This is a genomic window from Streptomyces tendae, assembly GCF_014650435.1.
In the GTDB taxonomy this organism is placed as follows: Bacteria; Actinomycetota; Actinomycetes; order Streptomycetales; family Streptomycetaceae; genus Streptomyces; species Streptomyces tendae.
The window spans coordinates 678878-698000 of record NZ_BMUY01000001.1; the positions used below are offsets into that span (position 1 = coordinate 678878).

At 72.8% G+C, this 19123-nt stretch carries 18 protein-coding genes; 11 read left to right on the top strand and 7 right to left on the bottom strand.

The window, feature by feature from the left end; translation table 11 throughout:
• Positions 1-31: 31 nt before the first annotated feature.
• Together IE258_RS03160 and IE258_RS03165 are read right to left on the bottom strand one after the other, a co-directional pair.
• Entirely contained in the window at positions 32-538 is a 507-nt protein-coding gene (locus IE258_RS03160) for a DinB family protein (protein WP_189738612.1), read from the bottom strand.
• A 28-nt stretch (positions 539-566) separates the two neighbouring features.
• Positions 567-1193, bottom strand: a complete 627-nt coding sequence (locus tag IE258_RS03165; RefSeq protein WP_189738615.1) for an SAM-dependent methyltransferase — start codon at positions 1191-1193, stop codon at positions 567-569.
• A 236-nt stretch (positions 1194-1429) separates the two neighbouring features.
• On the opposite strand from IE258_RS03165, the gene IE258_RS03170 reads away from it, so the two are divergent.
• Positions 1430-2002, top strand: coding sequence for a helix-turn-helix domain-containing protein (locus tag IE258_RS03170; RefSeq protein ID WP_159324172.1), 573 nt, complete (start codon positions 1430-1432; stop codon positions 2000-2002).
• 129 nt (positions 2003-2131) lie between these two features.
• Here IE258_RS03170 and IE258_RS03175 read toward each other — a convergent pair whose 3' ends face one another.
• Entirely contained in the window at positions 2132-3055 is a 924-nt protein-coding gene (locus IE258_RS03175; RefSeq protein WP_189738618.1) for a LysR family transcriptional regulator, read from the bottom strand.
• Positions 3056-3154: 99 nt separating this feature from the next.
• On the opposite strand from IE258_RS03175, the gene IE258_RS03180 reads away from it, so the two are divergent.
• From IE258_RS03180 to IE258_RS03220, 9 genes are all read left to right on the top strand, one after another.
• A complete protein-coding gene (locus tag IE258_RS03180; protein ID WP_189738621.1) occupies positions 3155-3985 on the top strand; it encodes an oxidoreductase in 831 nt (276 codons plus the stop codon).
• 74 nt (positions 3986-4059) lie between these two features.
• A complete protein-coding gene (locus IE258_RS03185; protein ID WP_189738624.1) occupies positions 4060-4401 on the top strand; it encodes a YrdB family protein in 342 nt (113 codons plus the stop codon).
• A 108-nt stretch (positions 4402-4509) separates the two neighbouring features.
• Positions 4510-5643: a DUF4190 domain-containing protein gene (locus IE258_RS03190; protein ID WP_189738628.1), complete on the top strand. Its 1134-nt coding sequence runs from the start codon at positions 4510-4512 to the stop codon at positions 5641-5643.
• A 147-nt stretch (positions 5644-5790) separates the two neighbouring features.
• Positions 5791-6543 carry a GntR family transcriptional regulator gene (locus tag IE258_RS03195; protein WP_087807425.1) on the top strand — a complete coding sequence of 251 codons (753 nt, stop codon included), beginning with the start codon at positions 5791-5793 and terminating at the stop codon, positions 6541-6543.
• Between the two features lie 413 nt (positions 6544-6956).
• A complete protein-coding gene (locus IE258_RS03200; RefSeq protein ID WP_159324176.1) occupies positions 6957-7148 on the top strand; it encodes an SPOR domain-containing protein in 192 nt (63 codons plus the stop codon).
• A 126-nt stretch (positions 7149-7274) separates the two neighbouring features.
• Positions 7275-7688 carry a (deoxy)nucleoside triphosphate pyrophosphohydrolase gene (locus tag IE258_RS03205; RefSeq protein WP_164458762.1) on the top strand — a complete coding sequence of 138 codons (414 nt, stop codon included), beginning with the start codon at positions 7275-7277 and terminating at the stop codon, positions 7686-7688.
• A gap of 58 nt (positions 7689-7746) precedes the next feature.
• Positions 7747-8178 carry an ATP-binding protein gene (locus tag IE258_RS03210; RefSeq protein WP_189738631.1) on the top strand — a complete coding sequence of 144 codons (432 nt, stop codon included), beginning with the start codon at positions 7747-7749 and terminating at the stop codon, positions 8176-8178.
• Positions 8179-8478: 300 nt separating this feature from the next.
• Complete coding sequence (locus IE258_RS03215; protein WP_189738635.1) at positions 8479-11106, top strand: SpoIIE family protein phosphatase; 2628 nt, start codon at positions 8479-8481, stop codon at positions 11104-11106.
• Between the two features lie 241 nt (positions 11107-11347).
• Positions 11348-12475, top strand: a complete 1128-nt coding sequence (locus IE258_RS03220) for a glycoside hydrolase family 18 protein (protein ID WP_189738638.1) — start codon at positions 11348-11350, stop codon at positions 12473-12475.
• Here the strand turns inward: IE258_RS03220 and IE258_RS03225 are convergent.
• The 4 genes from IE258_RS03225 to IE258_RS03240 are packed head-to-tail and all read right to left on the bottom strand — an operon-like array spanning position 12472 to position 16399.
• The gene (locus IE258_RS03225) at positions 12472-13251 is read right to left on the bottom strand and encodes a succinate dehydrogenase/fumarate reductase iron-sulfur subunit (protein WP_189738641.1); all 780 of its coding nucleotides are present in this window, start codon (positions 13249-13251) and stop codon (positions 12472-12474) included. The genes IE258_RS03220 and IE258_RS03225 overlap by 4 nt on opposite strands.
• Complete coding sequence (locus IE258_RS03230) at positions 13248-15197, bottom strand: fumarate reductase/succinate dehydrogenase flavoprotein subunit (RefSeq protein WP_189738644.1); 1950 nt, start codon at positions 15195-15197, stop codon at positions 13248-13250. The genes IE258_RS03225 and IE258_RS03230 overlap by 4 nt, the downstream gene beginning before the upstream one ends.
• A 16-nt stretch (positions 15198-15213) precedes the next feature.
• Positions 15214-16050 carry a succinate dehydrogenase subunit SdhC gene (sdhC, locus tag IE258_RS03235; RefSeq protein WP_189738647.1) on the bottom strand — a complete coding sequence of 279 codons (837 nt, stop codon included), beginning with the start codon at positions 16048-16050 and terminating at the stop codon, positions 15214-15216.
• A gap of 58 nt (positions 16051-16108) precedes the next feature.
• The gene (locus tag IE258_RS03240; RefSeq protein ID WP_189738650.1) at positions 16109-16399 is read right to left on the bottom strand and encodes an Rv0250c family protein; all 291 of its coding nucleotides are present in this window, start codon (positions 16397-16399) and stop codon (positions 16109-16111) included.
• A 322-nt stretch (positions 16400-16721) separates the two neighbouring features.
• On the opposite strand from IE258_RS03240, the gene IE258_RS03245 reads away from it, so the two are divergent.
• The gene (locus IE258_RS03245) at positions 16722-19016 is read left to right on the top strand and encodes an ABC transporter family substrate-binding protein (RefSeq protein ID WP_189738653.1); all 2295 of its coding nucleotides are present in this window, start codon (positions 16722-16724) and stop codon (positions 19014-19016) included.
• The last annotated feature ends 107 nt before the right edge of the window (positions 19017-19123 follow it).

Genomic DNA, 19123 nt, shown 5'->3' on the forward strand with positions numbered 1-19123 from the left:
GCTTCCGGCCCCTCGACCGACCGGCGGCCCGTCAGCGCCCCGTGGTCCCGTCGATCAGTTCGCGCAGGATGTCCGCGTGGCCGGCGTGGCGGCCCGTCTCCTCGATCATGTGGGTCAGGGCCCACCGGACGCTGGGCGCCGGGCGGCCGGGACGGGCCCGGGGGAGTGGTTCGCCGAGGTCGGCGCAGGCGTCGAGCACGCGGTTCGCCCGTTCGACGGCCGCGCGGTAGCGGGCGACGACCTCGGCCACGCCGTCCTCGGGAGCGGCCCGGAAGGTGGCCGGCCAGCTCCGTACCTCTTCTCCGAGGAAGAGGGCACGCTCGACGTGGGTCAGGTGGTTGAGCAGCCCGAGCAGGTTGGTGCCCGACGGCACCGCGGCCGTGCGTACCTGCGGTTCCGGGGCGCCCTCGACCTTGCCGGCGATCGAGGTCCGCAGGTAGTCGAGGAACCCGCGCAGGGTCTCGGCCTCGCCGCCGCCGGTCCGGGGCGGCGGGGTGTCCCGGCGGTGGGTGCGAGAGGTGCGGGGGGTAATGGGCATGGTGATCTCCTCGTGGGATCGCGCCGGGTCAGCCCGTGCGGCGGACGAGCAGGACGTGGTCGACGACCTCGGCGGTACGCCCGCCCGGCCCGGTCGCGGTCCGGCGCGGGGCGTCGGCCCGCTCGACCCGCCACGTCGCCGGGTCCAGGGCGAGGTCCGACGCCACCTCCTCCGGGGACGGGAACCGGGCCTCGGGGTCCTGGTCCCACGACCACGGCGCGGTCGAACCGTGGTCGACGACCAGCAGCCGCCCGCCCGGGCGCAGCGCGTGCGCGGCGGTACGCAGCACCGACGCGCGGTCCAGGTCGAAGGGGGTGTGCAGGTAGTGGGCGCAGACCAGGTCGAACCGGCCCTCGGGGAAGGCCGCGCGCAGGTCGTGCCGTACGGCGTCGACCAGGTCGCCGAGGCCGTGTGCGCGGGCCAGCCCCGCGAGCCGCTCGGCCGCCACGCCGGAGATGTCCACGGCCGTGACCCGCCAGCCCCGCCGGGCCAGCCACAGCGCGTCGCCGCCGCTGCCGCACCCCAGGTCCAGCGCGTCACCGGGCGGCAGGCCGGTGACCGTCTCGACCAGGCGGACGTTGGGTCGTGGCGCGTCGGGCGCCGGACGGGCGGCGTACACACCGTCCCAGAACGTGACCGCGTCGGTGGCACTCATCGAAACTCCTTCGGTCGGTTCTCGCTTGCGGCACTGCGCGCCGACGAGGTCTAGCCCGGGGCGTGCGGCCCTCGGCCGGTTGTTGCTCGGCACCTGTCGGCTGTTGTTCGGCCTTCGGCCGGCTGTCGCACCGGCTGCTCGACACGCTCGGTCGGGTGCGAGCGACGGACGTGGCCAGTCTCGACAGCGACCGCCCGATCCGGCACGAAAACTTGCTGTTATGACAAGGTGGCCCGATGGACGCCGGAACGGACGACGTACTCGACGCGGTGGGCCCGCGACTGCGCGCGCTGCGCCGCGAGCGGGGCATCACCCTCGCCCACCTCTCGGCGGCGACCGGCGTGTCGGAGAGCACGCTGTCCCGGCTGGAGAGCGGGCAGCGCCGGGCCACCCTGGAGCTGCTGCTGCCGCTCGCCCGGATCTACGACGTCCCCCTGGACGACCTCGTCGGCGCCCCGCGCACGGGCGACCCCCGCATCCACCTGAAGCCGATCAAGCGCTACGGCATGGTCTTCGTGCCGTTGTCCCGGCGGCCGGGCGGCACCCAGGCGTTCAAGATGATCATCCCGAGCCGCCCCGCACCGCTCGAACCGACCCCGCAGACCCACGAGGGTTACGAGTGGCTGTACGTGCTCGGCGGCCGCCTGCGGTTGCTGGTCGGCGAGCGCGACCTGACGCTGTCGCCCGGCGAGGCGGCCGAGTTCGACACCTCCCTGCCGCACTGGCTGGGCAGCGCCGACGGCGGCGCGGTCGAACTGCTCGTGCTGTTCGGTCTGCAGGGGGTGCGGGCCCATGTGCGCAGCGGCTGACGGCCGTTCGACGGAGCCGGGAGGGGACGCGGTGCGCGATGGGACGAGCTGAGCGTGAGACGGTCGCCCGCGGGAAGCGGCTCCCGGAGGCCCTCGACGAACGGCCCCCGCAGCCCTCCTGAGGGTCCGTCACGCCCGGTCGGTCACCCGGCGGCACGCCTCCACGTACCCGCGCACCAGCGTGCGCCCCTCGTCCTCGCGGCGCCGGGCCAGGACGTAGCGGCTGGGAGCCAGGCCGCGGACCGGGCGGGTGACGACGCCGCCCAGGGTGATCAGCGGCGCGTTGCCGGTGGCCACGAAGCAGATGCCGAGACCCGCGACCAGTGCCTCGTACGTCTCCTCCGTGCCGGATATCTCCGCGCCGACGCGCGGAGGTCGGGCGTCCGGTCCGTCGAGTGCGCGCCGTTCGTCCAGCGCCAGCCAGAAGTCGCGCAGCACGCCCGCCTCCGGGGGCAGCGCGAGGAACGGCTCGTCGGTCAGGTCCGCGAAGTCGATCTCCCCGCGGGCGGTGAGGGGGTGGGTCTCGGGCAGGGCGACCAGGCGGGGTTCCTCGGCGACCACCGTCCAGGCGTAGCGGTCGGCGTCGGGCAGCGGCAGCCATACGTACGCGACGTCGGCGGTGCCGTCGGACAGGCCCGCGGTCGGGTCCTCCCAGGTCATCTGCCGCAGCCGCAGGACCGCCTCCGGGTGGGCCGCCGTGAAGCGGGAGCGGATCGCCGGCAGCAGACCGCCGCGCCCGGGGCTGGTGCTCATGCCGACGACGAGGGTGCCGCGCCGAGCCGCACGCGCCGCCTCCACCGCCGCCGCGCCCTCGGTCCAGTCGGCCAGCACCCGCCGGGCGTGCGGCAGCAGCGCCGCACCCGCCTCGGTGAGGGACACACCATGGGGGTCACGGCGGAACAGCTCGGCGCCCAACTGCCGCTCCAGCGCCCGGATCTGCTTGCTCAACGCGGGCTGCGACACGTACAGGCGCTCGGCCGCACGCGTGAAGTGCAGCTCCTCGGCCACCGCCGCGAAGTAGCGCAGCTCCCGCACGTGCACGTCCGTCGTCATGCCCAGTGGTTATCACCGCGGGTCTTGGACCGGCAACCGACTTGTGGCCCAGGGTGGTTGGCGTCGGAACAGGGGAACCGAGGGAACCAGGGAGTCGGAATGAACAAGGTGTGGCTGATCACCGGTGCGAGCAACGGCTTCGGGCGGGCGCTCGCCGAGGCGGCCCTGGCCGACGGCGACGTCGTGGTCGGTGCGGCACGGCGTCCCGAGGCCCTCGGCGACCTCGTGGCCGCGCACCCGGACCAGATGGAGGCGCTGCGCCTGGACGTCGCCGACACGGCCGCCGCCGGGGACGCCGTACGGGACGTGGTGGCGCGGCACGGGCGGATCGACGTGCTCGTCAACAACGCGGGCCGCACGCACGTGGGCGCCCTGGAGGAGACCGGCGAGGACGAGCTGCGCGCGCTGTTCGACGTGCACGTCTTCGGACCGGCCGCGCTGACGCGCGCGGTGCTGCCGTCCATGCGGGAGCGGCGCTCCGGCGCGATCGTGCAGATGAGCAGCATGGGCGGGCAGATGTCCTTCGCGGGCTTCTCGGCGTACAGCGGCACCAAGTTCGCCCTGGAGGGCATGTCCGAGGGGCTCGCGGACGAGGTCGAGGACTTCGGGATCAAGGTGCTGATCGTCGAACCGGGCTCCTTCCGCACCGGCCTGTTCGAGACCGGCAACGCCGGGATCAGCGCGGACAGCGGCGCGTACCCCAAGGTCGGCGAGACCCGCGGGATGATCGCCGCGGGCGACGGCAGCCAGCCCGGCGACCCCGCCAAGGCGGCGGCGGTCATCCGCGCGGCCCTCGCGGCCGAGCACACCCCGCTGCGCCTGCCGCTGGGGGATGACGGCGTCGGCGCGGTCCTCGGCCACCTCGACCAGGTCCGCGAGGAGGTCGAGACCTGGGAGAAGCACACCAGGGCCACGGCCTTCGACAACTGAGCAGCGCCGGAGAGCCGTTGCTGGCACCTTGGTCACCGCGCCCGACCGTGCCCGCGCCGAACCAGGAGTCCGCCGTGCTCTCGTCCTTGAAGACCCTCAACCTGCTGGTGATGTTCCTGATGGAGCTCGCGGTGTACATCGCGGTCGCGCTCTGGGGGATCGCCGTCGGGGACGGGTGGCCGGTCGAGGTGGCCCTGGGGGTGGGCGCGCCGGCCGTGATGATGACGGCGTGGGCACTGTTCGGATCGCCGCGTGCCCGGTACCCGGCGCGAGGGGGCGGGCGGGTCGTCCTGGAGGTGCTGTGGTTCGGTGCCGGTGCAGCCGCCCTGGCCGCCGCCGGGAGGCCGGGCTGGGCGGCCGTCCTCGCCGGTGTCTTCCTGGTCAACGCGGCGCTCAGACGGCTGTGGGAGCAGTGACGCCCGGCGCGCCCGCGACCCGCGCGGCGCCTCCCACGCGTGCCCCCTTACGATGCGCGAGGCCGCACCCGTCGCCGTACCACCCTCGCGAACAGGAGCACGGTTCCCGTGTCGACACCGCCACCGCCGGGACCCCAAGGGCAGTACCCCCAGGGCCCGTACGCTCCGCAGTGGGGCCACCCGCTCGCGCCGTACCCCCGGCAGGCTCCCGTGAACGGGCTCGCCATCGCCGCGTTCGTGCTCGGTGTGCTGTGCTTCGTGCCGGCGGTCGGGCTGGTGTTCGGCCTGATCGCGCTGGCCCGGATCCGGAAGCGGGGGGAGCGGGGCAAGGGGTTCGCGGTGGCCGGGTGCGTGCTGTCCTCCGTGGGACTGGCCCTGTGGACGCTGACGCTCGCCACCGGTGCCGCGGCCGACTTCTGGGACGGCTTCCGGGACGCCGCGCGCGGCGAGGACACGGCCTACTCACTGGAGAAGGGCCAGTGCTTCACCACTCCGGGCGGCTCCCTCCAAGGGGTGACGTACGACGTCGACGAGGTGCCCTGCACGCAGGAGCACGACGGCGAGGTGTTCGCCGCCTTCGACCTGCCGGACGGGTCCTACCCGGGCGACACGGAGATCACGCGCGCCGCCGACGACCGGTGCTACGCCCTCCAGGACGCCTACGCGATGGACCGCTGGGCGCTGCCGGCCGACGTCGACGTGTACTACCTGACCCCGACGTCCGCGAGCTGGCGGACCGGTGACCGCGAGATCACCTGCCTGTTCGGGAACACGGACGAGCGGGACACGCTGACCGGCTCGCTGCGCAACGACGGCGCGCGGCTCGACCCGGACCAGCACACGTACCTCCTCGCGGAGGGCCACCTGAACCGGGCCATGGACGAGGTGCCCGCGGCGGAGGCCGTCGAGGAGGACCTCGCGGGCTACCGGGTCTGGGCGGGCCAGGTCTCGGAGGCGCTCAGGGAAGAGATCGCGATGCTGGACGGGCACGACTGGCCCACCGGTGCCCGGCGTCCGGTCGCCGAGTTGACCGAGGACCTGCGAGGGGCACAGCGGGAGTGGGGCCTGGCGGCGAAGGCCACCGACCTCGACACGTACTTCGAGCACTACGGCAAGGGCTACGACCTCGTCGTGGCCGACAGCACGGTCACCGCCCGCAAGGCTCTGGGCCTTGCCACCACACAGCCGGACTACGAGGACGGTGGCGACGGCGGGGGAGACGACCCCGGCGTGGAGGTGTGAGAGCGGCCTCAGTGGGGAGAAAGTGCCTGCGTAAAGCCCTCGGGACACATAAGTCATCACATCGAGTGATTCTTTGGCCTTTGCTTGCCTGAGCCAACCTACGGTTGCCACGCTGTTGCTGTCTGTACAACCTGATGGGAGCGGCCAGTGACATTCGGTGAGCAGCCGGCGTATCTGCGTGTCGCGGGTGATCTCCGCAAGAAGATCGCCGACGGCCTGCTGCCGCCCCATACCCGCCTCCCGTCCCAGGCGCGCATCCGCGAGGAGTACGGAGTCTCGGACACCGTCGCGCTGGAGGCCCGCAAGGTGCTGATGGCCGAGGGTCTGGTCGAGGGCCGCTCCGGCTCCGGCACCTATGTGCGCGAGCGGCCCGTCCCGCGGCGCGTCGCCCGCTCCGGGTACCGGCCGGCCGGCGGCGCCACGCCCTTCCGCCAGGAGCAGGCCGACGGCGACGGGCGCGGCACCTGGGAGTCGCGCAGCGAGCAGGCCGAGGCGAGCGGGGCGGTCGCCGAGCGGCTGGGGATCAAGCCCGGCGACCGGGTGATGTGCACGCGGTACGTCTTCCGGGAGGCCGGTGAGGCCGTGATGCTCTCCACCTCGTGGGAGCCCCTGGACCTGACCGGGCGCACCCCGGTGATGCTGCCCGAGGAGGGGCCGCTCGGCGGCATGGGCGTCGTCGAGCGGATGGCCGCCATCGACGTCGTCGTCGACAACGTCACCGAGGAGGTCGGCGCCCGCCCCGGCCTCGCCGAGGAGTTGCTCGCCCTGGGCGGCGTACCGGGGCACGTGGTGCTGGTCGTGCACCGCACGTTCTACGCCTCCGGGCGCGCGGTGGAGACCGCCGACGTGGTCGTCCCGGCCGACCGCTACCGGGTGGCGTACCACCTGCCCGTCCGGTAGTCCGTCAAGTTGCGCCGGAGCCGGGGGAGTTCGCGCCCGATCGCGGCCCGAGTCGGCCTGAGTCGGTGTGAGATGGCGCACGCCTGTCGTGCGCCTCCCGCGCTCCGCCCCCGCGCCCGCACGGCTGTCCGTGCCCGCGGCGCCGTTCGCGCCGGCGCTGCGATCCGGTCGTTCTCCCAGGTCGCCTCGCCCGGCCCCGTCATGCCCGTGACCGGAGGTGTCGGGGTGCGCTGACGGCGCGTTCCGCATCGTGCGCCCCCTGCGTTCTGGCTGGTTGCGTACCTCTTTGTGTAAAGCCGTATTCGCTCCGTGAAGGTTGGGCGTAGGCTCGGGCATATGCGGATTGCGGTTTCCTTGGCGGGCGGGGCGCGGCGGGTGCCGCGGGCGGTGGGAACGGGAAGTGGAGGGGCGCGATGAACGACAGCACGGTCACTCTTCCCTGGCTGGTCTTCCGGCAGGACGACAACGGCAATCGCTACCGCGTGGGCAGGTACGCGACCCGGGCGGAGGCCCAGCAGATCGCGGACACCCTCGACGGTCGCGGGCACAAGCAGCTCTACTGGGTCGAAAAGCTCGGCACGGCCGGAACGCCCACCGCGGACTGATCCACGGCGGACCGATCCACGGCCGACTGGCCACAGGGGACCGATCCACGGCGGACCGACCCGCGACGGCGGACCGACCCGCGACGGTGGGTCGGGCCGGACCCGACAGGCCGTAGGCTCCGGCGCATGACGGAACGGATCGTGGTGGGCGCCGCCCTGGTCGACGGCGGGCGCCTGCTCGCCGCGCGCCGCAGCGCACCCGCCGAACTGGCCGGACGGTGGGAGCTGCCCGGCGGCAAGGTCGAGCCGGGCGAGACGCCCGAGGCGGCGCTCGTGCGTGAACTGCGCGAGGAGCTCGGGGTGGCGGCCGAGCCCGGTGAGCGCGTCCCGGGACAGTGGCCCCTGAGAGTGCCGTTCGTCCTCCAGGTGTGGACCGCCCGCCTGCGCCCCGGCTCCGCCGCCCCCGCACCCCTGGAGGACCACGACGAACTGCGCTGGCTGACCCCCGCCCAGATCTGGGACGTGCCCTGGCTCGACCAGGACGTACCGGCCGTCGAGCGGGTGCTCGCACACCTGGGACTCGAGGTGGGACCGCGGTGAGCGGTACCGGGCCCGGATAAAGGGTATGTGCCCATTAACCCCACGAAAGCGGACAGCGGTGGGGTCGTCGGCCGGGGAAGTGATCGGCGTGGGTGACGGCGAGGGCGACTGTGCCGAGTGGGTCTTTCCCGCGGCGCCGGACGCCGTGCGCACCGCCCGCTCCCTGGTCCGCCGCACCCTTGACGAGTGGCGGCTCGACAGTGTCGGGGACATTGCCGCCCTGCTGGTCAGCGAGCTGGTCACGAACGCCCTGCGGCACGCCACCGGCCCCATCGGCGTCCGCCTGGTGCGCGGACCCGCCGGAGCCGCCGGGGTCCTGCTGGTGGAGGTCTCCGACCCGCTGCCCGACCCGCCCCGCGAGCGCGTCGCCCGCCCCGACGACGAGGACGGCCGGGGTCTGCAGCTGGTGGCGTCCGCCGCGCGACGCTGGGGGACCCGCCCCGGCGAGGCGGGGAAGACCGTGTGGTTCGAACTCGCCCTGCCGCGCTAGCGCGACAGCCTCGTGACGCACCGTTGCCGTCGTACCGGTCGGACATCCGGAATGTCCCGACATCGTCCCTGGTCCCGGCCGTCAACCGGTTCAGGCCAGTGGCAGTTGTGGAACTGCGTGATTCGATGCCGTGTCCGCTGGTTAGAAGACTGGAAGTGTTGTCGCGGTCCGGACCGAAAACCATCGGGACCGTGCTGTGATCGTGAACACCGTGTCGTGCGGCGCCGTAGTGCTGGATACTGCGGGCAGCCGCCTCCGGTGACCGGTGCCGGATGCGGTGAGCTGGAGGGGACGGTTCGCGTGAGCGAGATACCAGCGAGGGCCAAGGAGCCCACGGAGTCCACGGAGTCCGAGGGCCCGTCGGCAGACGCGCCATTCGGTGACGCGGTGTGGCAGAGCAGCCCGCCCGGCTCCATCTACGACTACATCAAGGTCGCCTCCTTCTCCATCGGCCCCGACGGGCTCGTCGACCAGTGGAGCCTGCGCGCGGAGCAACTGCTCGGCATCCGGGCCGAGGACGCGGTGGGCACCGACCCCATCGAGGCGTTCATCGACCCCGACCTGCGCGAGCGCGGCCAGCGCAAGATGACCGAGATCCTCGACGGGCGGGAGTGGACCGGCGTGGTCCCCTTCCGGACACCGGACGAGGCCGACGGGACCGGCCGGCCGGGCACCGGCCGGCAGCCGGGAGAGCGGCGCGGACACCGCGGGCTGGCCGAGGTGTACGTCATGCCGACGCGCACGGAGGACGGGCAGAAGGCCGCCGTCTGCATCGTCGTCGACGTCCGCGTCCTGCGCAGCATCGAGACCGATCTCGCCGCGTCGCAGGCCATATTCGGCCAGTCTCCGTTCGGCTTCCTGCTGATCGACCCCGACCTGCGGGTGCGCCGCGCCAACCAGCGGTTCGCCTCCATCTTCGGCGGCACCCCCGACGACCACCGCGGCAAGGGCGTCCACGACTACCTGCCGCGCGCCGAGGCCGACCGGGTCTCCGCCACCCTGCGCCGGGTGCTCGAGACCGGCGACTCCATCACGGACATGCACGTCACCGGGTTCGTGCCGGGCTCGGAGGAACGCCGCCACTGGTCGGTCAACCTCTACCGCGTGCACAGCGGTTCCGGCCGGCCCATCGGCGTCGCCTGGCTCGGCACCGACATCACCGCCCGCCGCCAGGCCGCCCGTGAGGCCGCCAACGCCCGGCGCAACCTCGCCCTCCTCAACGAGGCCGGCGCCCGCATCGGCAACTCCCTCGACCTGGAGACCACCGCCCGCGAACTCCTCGACGTCGTCGTCCCCGGCTTCTGCGACCTGGCCACCGTCGACCTCTACCAGGGCCTGCTGGTCGGCGACCAGACCCCGCCGGGCCTCGCCGACGGCAGCGCGGAACTGCGCCGCGTCGCCTTCTCCAGCGCCGTGTCCGACGCCCCGTTCCTCGGCACCGGCGAGCGGGTCAAGCTCGGTGCCGTCCACCACTACCCGTTCAACTCACCCTGCGCGGACGCCCTGCGCACCGCCCGGCCGCGCACCGTCCCCGCCGAGGACGGCGGCCTCGTGCAGTCCACGCTCGCCGTGCCGATGGTCGCCCACGACACGGTCGTCGGACTCGTCCAGTTCGCCCGTACCAAGGGCAGCGAGCCGTTCGGCGACCGCGACCGCGAACTCGCCGTGGAACTGGCCGCGCGCGCCGCCGTCTGCATCGACAACGCCCGCCTCTACCGGCGCGAACACGAACGCGCGCTGATACTGCAGCGCTCCCTGCTCCCACCCGGCGACCCCGAGGCGTCCGGCCTCGACATCGCCTGCCGCTACCTGCCGGGCGAGGCGGCCACCGGACGGGCCAGCGAGGTCGGCGGCGACTGGTTCGACGTCATCGAGCTCCCCGGGCACCGCACCGCGCTGGTCGTCGGCGACGTCATGGGCCGCGGCCTGCGCGCCGCCGTCGCCATGGGCGAACTGCGCACCGCCGTACGCACCCTGGCCCAGCTCGACCTCGAACCGGCCGAGGTGCTCGGCCACCTGGACGAGATCGCCCGCGGCCTCGGAACGCCGGGAGGCGTCCAGCAGGCGACCCGCGCCGCCCGCCGCCCCCGCGAGGCCGACCTCTCCGAGGTCTACCTGGCGACCTGCGTGTACGCCGTCTACGACTCGGTGACCCGGCGCTGCACCTTCGCCAACGCGGGCCACCTCCCGCCCGTGCTGGTCGAGCCCGGCGAGTCCGCGCTGATGCTGGACGTGCCGCCCGGCCTGCCGCTCGGCGTCGGCGGGGAGCCCTTCGAGGAGGTGGAGGTCGAACTGCCCGAGGGCGCCCTGCTCGCCCTCTACACCGACGGCCTCGTCGAGAGCCGCGACCACCCCCTCGACGAGGGCCTCCAGGCATTCGTGGGCGCCCTCACCGACCCCGCACAGCCCCTGGAGGACGTCTGCGACCAGGTCCTCAACACCCTCGACAGCCACCACGGCGAGGACGACATCGCGCTGCTGATGGCCCGCGTCCAGGGCCTGCCCAGCGACTCGGTCGGCGACTGGACCCTGCCGCGCGAGCCGCGCAGCGTCGGCCGGGCCCGCGAGTACGCCCGTGCCCAGCTGCTCGCCTGGGACATGGAGCCGCTGGTCGACACCACGGAACTGCTCGTCAGCGAGCTGGTCACCAACGCGCTCCGCTACGGCGAGGGCGAGATCAGACTCCGCCTCCTCCTCGACCGCACCCTGGTCTGCGAGGTCTGGGACTCCGGCCTGGTCCAGCCGCGCCGGCGCCGGGCCCGCGACACCGACGAGGGCGGCCGTGGCCTGCAACTGGTCGGGCTGCTCAGCGCTGCCTGGGGCTCACGCCGTACGCCGCGCGGCAAGACGGTCTGGTTCGAACTGCCCCTGCCGGGTGCCGACACCCAGCTCACCGACCCCGCGGAGGCCCTGCTGAGCCTGTTCTGACCCGGCCCGGAGTCGTACGTGTCCGGGTCCGCCGGGTGCGGCGCACATGCCCGTACCCGGCCAGCACCAGGGCCGCCCCGGCCGTGACCAGGGGCGGCACCAGATCGACGGAGATCATCGTCGCGCACCCCTGACCGCAACCGGAACACCGGTTCGAGTCGTCCCCGCTGGCACCACGCTCGGAGCGTATGCACGGCACCCGGCCACCGCGACCGGAGCCGGGCCACAGGGAGGGGACACCGTGGAGGACACGGAACCGAGAAGCACGGAACCGAGCAGCACCGAACCGAGCAGCACCGAACCGAGCAGCACCGAACCGAAAGCCGCCGACGGCGCTCAGCCCTCACCGGTGCCGAAGAAGCGAAAGCGGCTCCGCCGCACCCGCCGCATCGCCCTCGCCGTCCTCCTGGTCCTGCTCGTCCCCCTCCTCATCGCCGAGACAGCGCTCCGCATCAACTACATGGGCGACCCCGCCGACGGCACCTACACCAGGAACCGCGACGCGATCTGGCTCGGCCACGCGTGGGTCGACGGCCGTAAGGACGACGCGGACCTCGCCGCCTTCGCCCGCCGCGTCAAGGCGACCGGCATCCGCGACCTGTACGTCCACACCGGCCCGATGGAACACGACGGCACCCTGCCGAAGTCCCTCTACCCCAGGGCCCGCTGGCTGGTCGACGCCGTGCACCGCGAGATGCCCGGCGTCCGCGTCCAGGCATTCCTCGGCGACGTCCTCGCCACCGAGAGCCCCGACGGCATGCGCCTGGAGAAGGCCGCCACCCGCGCCGCCGTCGTCGACTCGGCCCGACAGGTCCTGGACGTGGGCTACGACGGCGTCCACCTCGACCTGGAGCCGCTGCACTCGGGCGACCGGAACTACCTCTCCCTCCTCGACGACGTCCACGCCGTCACCCGCGCCCGGGACGCGCAACTCTCCGTCGCCGCCCACCAGATCGACCCGCTGCCCGGCTTCCACTCCTTCTGGGGCACGGTCGCCGGACACCCCAAGTGGTGGTCGCAGGCGTTCTTCGGCCAGGTCGCCCGCCGCGTCGACCAGATCGCCGTCATGTCGTACGACACCATGCAGCCGCTGGAGAGCCTGTACGGCGGCTACGTCGCCCAGCAGACCTCGCTGGCCCTGGAGGCCACCCCGCCGACGACGCACCTCCTGATGGGCCTGCCCTTCTACCACGAGAACCGCTTCGGCCACTGGAACCACGCGGAGACCGTCGCCGCCGCCGTCCGCGGTGTCCGCCTCGGCCTGTCCCGCACGGACGCCGACCGCGAGAGGTTCGGCGTCGCCGCGTACATCGACTTCGCGGCGACGGACGAGGACTGGGAGTCGTACCGCGACGGCTGGGTCCGCTAGGACCCGTCCCGGGACCGGCGTCCGATCTTCGACCCCAGCCAGACCAGCGGGTCGTACTTGCGGTCCACGGCCCGCTCCTTCAGCGGGATCAGCGCGTTGTCCGTGATCCGGATGCCTTCCGGGCACACCTCCGTGCAGCACTTGGTGATGTTGCAGTAGCCGAGGCCGTGGTCGTCCTGGGCCGTGCGCGAGCGGTCCAGGCCCGTGTCGCCGGCGGCGTCCAGCGGGTGCATGTCCAGTTCGGCGACGCGCATGAGGAAGCGCGGGCCCGCGAAGGCGGGCTTGTTCTCCTCGTGGTCCCGCACGACGTGGCAGGTGTCCTGGCACAGGAAGCACTCGATGCACTTGCGGAACTCCTGCGAGCGGTCCACGTCCTCCTGCATCATCCGGTACTCGCCCGGCCCGAGGTCGGCGGGCGGCACGAAGGCCGGGACCTCGCGGGCCTTGGTGTAGTTGAAGCCGACGTCGGTCACCAGGTCCCGGATCACCGGGAAGGCGCGCAGCGGGGTGACGGTGATCGTCTCCTCGCGGGTGAACACGGACATGCGGGTCATGCACAGCAGCCGGGGCCGCCCGTTGATCTCCGCCGAGCACGAACCGCACTTGCCCGCCTTGCAGTTCCAGCGCACCGCGAGGTCGGGGGCCTGGGTGGCCTGGAGGCGGTGGATGATGTCGAGGACCACCTCGCCCTCGTTGACCTCGACCGTGAAGTCCTTGAGGCCGCCGCCCTCCACGTCACCGCGCCACACCTTGAAGCGGGCCTCGTAACCGCTCATTCGGACAGGCCCTCCAGTTCCTCGTCGGCGAGGTACTTCACCAGTTCCTCCTTGTCGAAGAGGGCGAGCAGGTCGGGCCGGATCGGCTCGGTGGTCTGCCGCTCCAGGGCGATCCGGCCGCGCTCCGGGTCCGCCTCCGCGCGTTCGCCCGTCGGGTCGGCCAGCGAGCAGAGCAGGTTGGCCGGGCGCCAGCGCCGGTCCATCGACGGATGGTCCTCGCGGGTGTGCCCGCCGCGTGACTCGGTGCGCTCCAGCGCGGCCCGTGCCACGCATTCGCTGACCAGCAGCATGTTGCGCAGGTCCAGGGCGAGGTGCCAGCCAGGGTTGAACTGCCGGTGCCCCTCCACGCCGGCCCGGCGGGCACGCACCCGCAGCTCCGCCAGCTTCTCCAGGGCCTGCTTCATCTCCGCCTCCCGGCGGATGATCCCCACCAGGTCGTTCATGGTCTGCTGGAGTTCCTGGTGCAGGGTGTACGGGTTCTCCGGTGGCCCCGCGTCGGGCTCGTGCGTCTCGGCGGAGAACGGCCGCAGCGCCTCCGCGGCGGCGGCGTCGACCTGCGCGTCGTCGACCCGGGTGCGCGCGCCCTCGTCGGTCCGTCCCTCCGCGTACTCGGCGGCGTGCCTCCCGGCCCGGCGGCCGAACACCAGCAGGTCGGACAGCGAGTTGCCGCCCAGCCGGTTGGAGCCGTGCATGCCGCCGGCCACCTCACCGGCCGCGAACAGCCCCGGTACGCCGCGGGCGGCGGCGGTGTCGGAGTCGACGGCGACGCCACCCATCACGTAGTGGCAGGTGGGGCCGACCTCCATCGCCTCCGCCGTGATGTCGACGTCCGCCAGTTCCTTGAACTGGTGGTACATGGAGGGCAGCCGGCGCCGGATCACCTCGGCGGGCATCCGGGTGGACACGTCGAGGAAGACCCCGCCGTGCGGTGAACCGCGGCCCTCCTTCACCTCGGCGTTGATCGCGCGGGCGACCTCGTCGCGGGGGAGGAGCTCGGGCGGGCGCCGGTTGTGGTCCGGGTCGTCGTACCAGCGGTCGCCCTCCGCCTCCGACTCGGCGTACTTCTCCTTGAAGACGTCCGGGACGTAGTCGAACATGAACCGCTTGCCCTCGGAGTTCCGCAGCACCCCGCCGTCGCCGCGCACCGACTCGGTGACCAGGATGCCCTTCACCGAGGGCGGCCAGACCATGCCCGTCGGGTGGAACTGCACGAACTCCATGTTCAGCAGCGGCGCCCCGGCCAGCAGCGCCAGGGCGTGCCCGTCGCCCGTGTACTCCCACGAGTTCGACGTCACCTTGAACGACTTGCCGATGCCACCGGTGGCGATCACCACCGAGGGGGCCTCCAGCACGAAGAAGCGGCCGCTCTCGCGCTCGTAGCCGAAGACGCCCGAGACCCCGCGGCCCTCCTTGAGCACGCGGGTGACCGTGCACTCCTGGAAGACCTTCAGCCGGGACTCGTGGTCCCCGGTCTCGCGGAAGTCCTCCTGCTGGAGCGAGACGATCTTCTGCTGGAGGGTGCGGATCAGCTCCAGGCCCGTACGGTCGCCGACATGGGCGAGGCGCGGGTACTCGTGGCCGCCGAAGTTGCGCTGCGAGATCCGGCCGTCCGCGGTGCGGTCGAACAGCGCGCCCCACGTCTCCAGCTCCCACACCCGCTGCGGCGCCTCCTGGGCGTGCAGCTCGGCCATCCGCCACTGGTTGAGGAACTTGCCGCCGCGCATGGTGTCGCGGAAGTGGACCTGCCAGTTGTCCCCGGAGTTGACGTTGCCCATGGAGGCGGCGATGCCGCCCTCGGCCATCACGGTGTGCGCCTTGCCGAACAGCGACTTGCAGATCACGGCCGTACGGGCGCCGCGCTCGCGGGCCTCGATCGCGGCGCGCAGCCCGGCGCCGCCCGCGCCCACCACGACGACGTCCCATTCCTGCCGGTCGACCACGGACATCAGAAGCCCTCACTCATCAGAAGAAGCGCGGATCGTCGAAGGCACCGGACGCGACGAGATACACGTAGAGGTCGGCGAGCGCCACGCTCACCAGCGACGCCCAGGCGAGCTGCATGTGGCGGGCGTTGAGCCTCCCCACGAACTGCCACATCCGGTAGCGCACGGGATGCCGCGAGAAGTGCTTGAGCTTGCCGCCGACGATGTGCCGGCAGGAGTGGCAGGAGAGGGTGTACGCCCAGATCAGCACGATGTTGGCCAGGAACACCAGGGTGCCGAGCCCCATGTGGCCCCACGCGTAGTGCTCGTCGCGGAAGGAGAGCACGGTGTCGTAGGTGAGGATCAGCGCGACCAGGAGGGCCGCGTAGAAGAAGTACCGGTGGACGTTCTGCAGGATCAGCGGGAAGCGGGTCTCGCCGGTGTACTTCTGGTGCGGCTCGGCCACCGCGCAGGCCGGCGGGGACGCCCAGAAGCCCCGGTAGTAGGCCTTGCGGTAGTAGTAGCAGGTCAGGCGGAAACCGAGCGGGAAGATCAGGATGATGATCGCGGGGGAGATGCCCCACCAGGTGCCGAAGAGTTCCCAGTTGGGCCCCGAGCGCATCGGCTCGCAGTTCTCCGCCAGACAGGGGGAGTAGAAGGGCGAGACGTACGGCGCCGCGTAGTAGTCGGCGTTCGCGAACGCCCGCCAGGTCGAGTAGACGACGAAGGCCAGCAGGCCCGCGGCGGTGGCGGCCGGTGCCAGCCACCAGCGGTCGGTGCGCAGGTGCGGGGCGCGGATGGCGGCGCGCGTCGGGGTGTGGACGCCACCGCCCGGGGGGCGGTCTTCGGTGGCTGGAGGTTCGGTGCCAGTGGCCACGGGCGACTCCGGTCGGTCGGGTCGGGTTGAGGGCCTGTCTCGAGTCCCCGGGACGGGCCTAGGGGGCGCGGCGGTCGCGGGCGCCGAGACCCTCGTCGTCCGAGTCCGTCCACAGTGAGCCGTCGTACGGCGTGTCGGGGATCGGGACGAGGTCCGGGCGCCTGGGCGCGTCCGGCGGGGCGACCGCCGCCCGCAGCAGCGCGACACTCTCGCGCAGGTGGTCGGCGTCGACGCGGACCCGGCGGACCTCCAGACCACCGCTGCCCAACTGCTGTTCCAGCCGGGTCACCGTCCGGGACAGGTCGTCCAGGCTGCGTTGTGCCGATGACAGATCGTCGTGCACGGACAAGACGTGACCTCACTTCCGTCGGACACGGCGGCGGGCGGCCGGTCCTGGGGGGTTACGTTCATGCGCCTGAGAGTGTCGCGCGTCACACCAGTCGCTGGGAAGGGATGTGCAGCGATTGGCCGGGGCGTATCGGTGCACCGCGGGTGGCATTGCGCCGCACGGGTGATGTTACGCACCGTCGTCGCCGTGTCTCCCAGCGTGGCGGAACCGTTTCCCCTTCAGTGGCCGCATCCCCGTCCGGATACAAATGATCAACTTGAATACCGCACATACGGCAAATGCGGCACAACGCAGCGAACGCGGCCTTCCGGAGGTAGCAGAGATGTCCCACGTCGGCGTCGGACCGCGCGCGGTCATGCGCTCGGTCGCCTTCCTCACTGCGGGGGTCCTCGCGGTCCCCGCGCTGGCCGGCTGCACCTCCGAGGACCCGTCGGGCAAGCCGCTCGCCGAACAGGACGTCGCCGCCGCGGCCCGCGCCTCCGTCTCCGACGGCGGCACCCTGCGCTGGGCCGTGGACTCCGTGCCGGACACGCTGAACGCCTTCCAGTCCGACGCCGACGCCACCACGACCCGCGTCGCGCAGGCCGTGCTGCCCTCGATGTTCCGGATGGACGAGGCCGGCAGCCCGGTGCGCAACCCCGACTACCTGGAGTCGGCCGAGGTCGTCGACACCGAGCCCAAGCAGGTCGTCGTCTACAAGCTGAACCAGCAGGCCGTCTGGAGCGACGGCCGGGAGATCGGCGCCGCGGACTTCGCCGCCCAGTGGCGCGCCCTGTCCGGGAAGGACAGCGCCTACTGGACCGCCCGCAACGCGGGCTACGACCGCATCGAGAAGATCGAGCGCGGCGCGAACGACCTGGAGGTCAAGGTCACCTTCAGCCGGCCCTACGCCGACTGGAAGGCGCTGTTCACGCCCCTGTACCCGAAGGACGTCACGGGCACCCCGGACGCCTTCAACGACGGCGCGCGGCGGGCCCTCAAGGTCAGCGCCGGTCCCTTCGCCGTCAAGAAGGTGGACACCAAGGGCGACCAGGTCGTCCTCACCGGCAACCCGCGCTGGTGGGGCGAGCCGGCGAAGCTCGACCAGATCGTGCTGCGCGCCGTCCCCCGCGACGAGCGGGTCTCCGAGCTGGTCGCCGGCGAGCTCGACCTGGCCGAGATCGACCCGGAGACCGCCGACGAGGTCGGCCTGGCCGCCGGCCCCCGGAACCCCGCCACCGGCACCCCGCTCATGGGACCGGGGGGCACCCCGGCCGCGGGCCCGCAGGGCAGGTCCGCCGCACAGGCGCTGCGCTCCTGGGCCATCGCCAACGGCTCCGACGAGGAGGCCGCCGAGGAGGAGGTCCTCGCCCGCGAGAAGCGGCGCGAGGCCGAGGCGAAGGCCCGGCGCCGCCAGCAGGCCCTGAGCGGCTTCGAGGTCCGCAAGTCGCTGGAGCCCGCCTACACCCAGCTCGCCCTCAACGGCGCCGACGGCCCCCTCGCCGACGAGCGCGTCCGCAGGGCCGTGGCCCGCGCCCTGGACCGCGAGAAGCTGGCCGAGGCGGTACTGAAGCCGCTCGGCCTGCCCGCCGAGCCCGTGGGCAGCCACCTCGCGCTGTCCGGCCAGCCCGCCTACGCCGACGGCAGCGGCGCCCTCGGCGAGCAGAACGCCAAGGAGGCCCGGGCGCTCCTCGCGGACGCCGGATGGGTCCCCGGGGGCCCGGTGAAGAAGAAGGACGGCGAGGAGGCGGCCGGCGCCGAGAAGGACAAGAAGGACAAGGAAGAGAAGGGCGGGAAGGACGAGAAGAAGTCCGAGGGCGACGACGACGGCACGTACATCGTCGGCGAGGACAACAAGAACACGGACGGCAAGAACGAGGCCGATCGGGACGACCACGCCGACGATGCCGCCGGCGCCGACGACGCGAAGGACGGAGCCGACCGGGAGAGCGGCGAGAAGCACAGCAGCGGCAAGAACACCGCGCAGGGCGGCGCGCCCGGCGCCTACGCCCCCAAGGGCACCGCGGCCCCGGCCGACGCGGCGGCCGCCCCGCTCGCCAAGGACGGCAAGGCGCTCACTCTGCGCTTCGTACTCCCCTCGGGCCCCGGCTCCGAGACCCTGCGCACCGTGGCCGACCGCATCACGGACATGCTCAAGGAGATCGGCATCGGCACCGAGGTCACCAAGGTGCCGGACGAGAGCTACTTCAAGGACCACATCGCCGCCGGCGAGTACGACCTGGCGCTCTACTCCTGGCCCGCCTCCGCCTTCCCCGCCACCGACGCCCGCCCCATCTACGCCAAGCCCGTGCCGGCCGCCGACGGCTCCCTGAACGTCGCGCAGAACTACACCCGGGTCGGCACCGACCAGGTCGACCAGCTCTTCGACCGGGCCATGACCACCCTGGACCAGAAGGAGGCCCGGGGCCTGCTGCGCAAGGCGGACTCGCGGATCTGGGCGGCGGCCGGCTCCGTCCCCCTCTACCAGCGCCCCCAGCTGGTCGCGGCCCGCGAGAACCTCGCCAACGCGGGAGCCTTCGGCTTCGAGACGCCGGTCTACGAGGACATGGGCTTCCTCAAGAAGGGCGCCCAGGGTTCCCGGCCCTCCGCCCCGGCCTCCTCCTCGCCCTCGTCCTGAACCCTCCCGGCAAGCCGCAGCCCTCGGGGCCCCGTACCATTGGGTGAGGCCGTGGCATGTACCGCCCGGCAGGCCCGCGTGACACGGACGTCCGCGACGGCCGTCCT

What these genes read in the sequence shown, in the direction of transcription:
- IE258_RS03160 (WP_189738612.1), bottom strand. Translation starts at nt 538, where the DNA reads ATGCCCATTACCCCCCGCACCTCTCGCACCCACCGCCGGGACACCCCG.
- IE258_RS03165 (WP_189738615.1), bottom strand. Translation starts at nt 1,193, where the DNA reads ATGAGTGCCACCGACGCGGTCACGTTCTGGGACGGTGTGTACGCCGCC.
- IE258_RS03170 (WP_159324172.1), top strand. Translation starts at nt 1,430, where the DNA reads ATGGACGCCGGAACGGACGACGTACTCGACGCGGTGGGCCCGCGACTG.
- IE258_RS03175 (WP_189738618.1), bottom strand. Translation starts at nt 3,055, where the DNA reads ATGACGACGGACGTGCACGTGCGGGAGCTGCGCTACTTCGCGGCGGTG.
- IE258_RS03180 (WP_189738621.1), top strand. Translation starts at nt 3,155, where the DNA reads ATGAACAAGGTGTGGCTGATCACCGGTGCGAGCAACGGCTTCGGGCGG.
- IE258_RS03200 (WP_159324176.1), top strand. Translation starts at nt 6,957, where the DNA reads ATGAACGACAGCACGGTCACTCTTCCCTGGCTGGTCTTCCGGCAGGAC.
- IE258_RS03205 (WP_164458762.1), top strand. Translation starts at nt 7,275, where the DNA reads ATGACGGAACGGATCGTGGTGGGCGCCGCCCTGGTCGACGGCGGGCGC.
- IE258_RS03225 (WP_189738641.1), bottom strand. Translation starts at nt 13,251, where the DNA reads ATGAGCGGTTACGAGGCCCGCTTCAAGGTGTGGCGCGGTGACGTGGAG.
- IE258_RS03230 (WP_189738644.1), bottom strand. Translation starts at nt 15,197, where the DNA reads ATGTCCGTGGTCGACCGGCAGGAATGGGACGTCGTCGTGGTGGGCGCG.
- IE258_RS03245 (WP_189738653.1), top strand. Translation starts at nt 16,722, where the DNA reads ATGTCCCACGTCGGCGTCGGACCGCGCGCGGTCATGCGCTCGGTCGCC.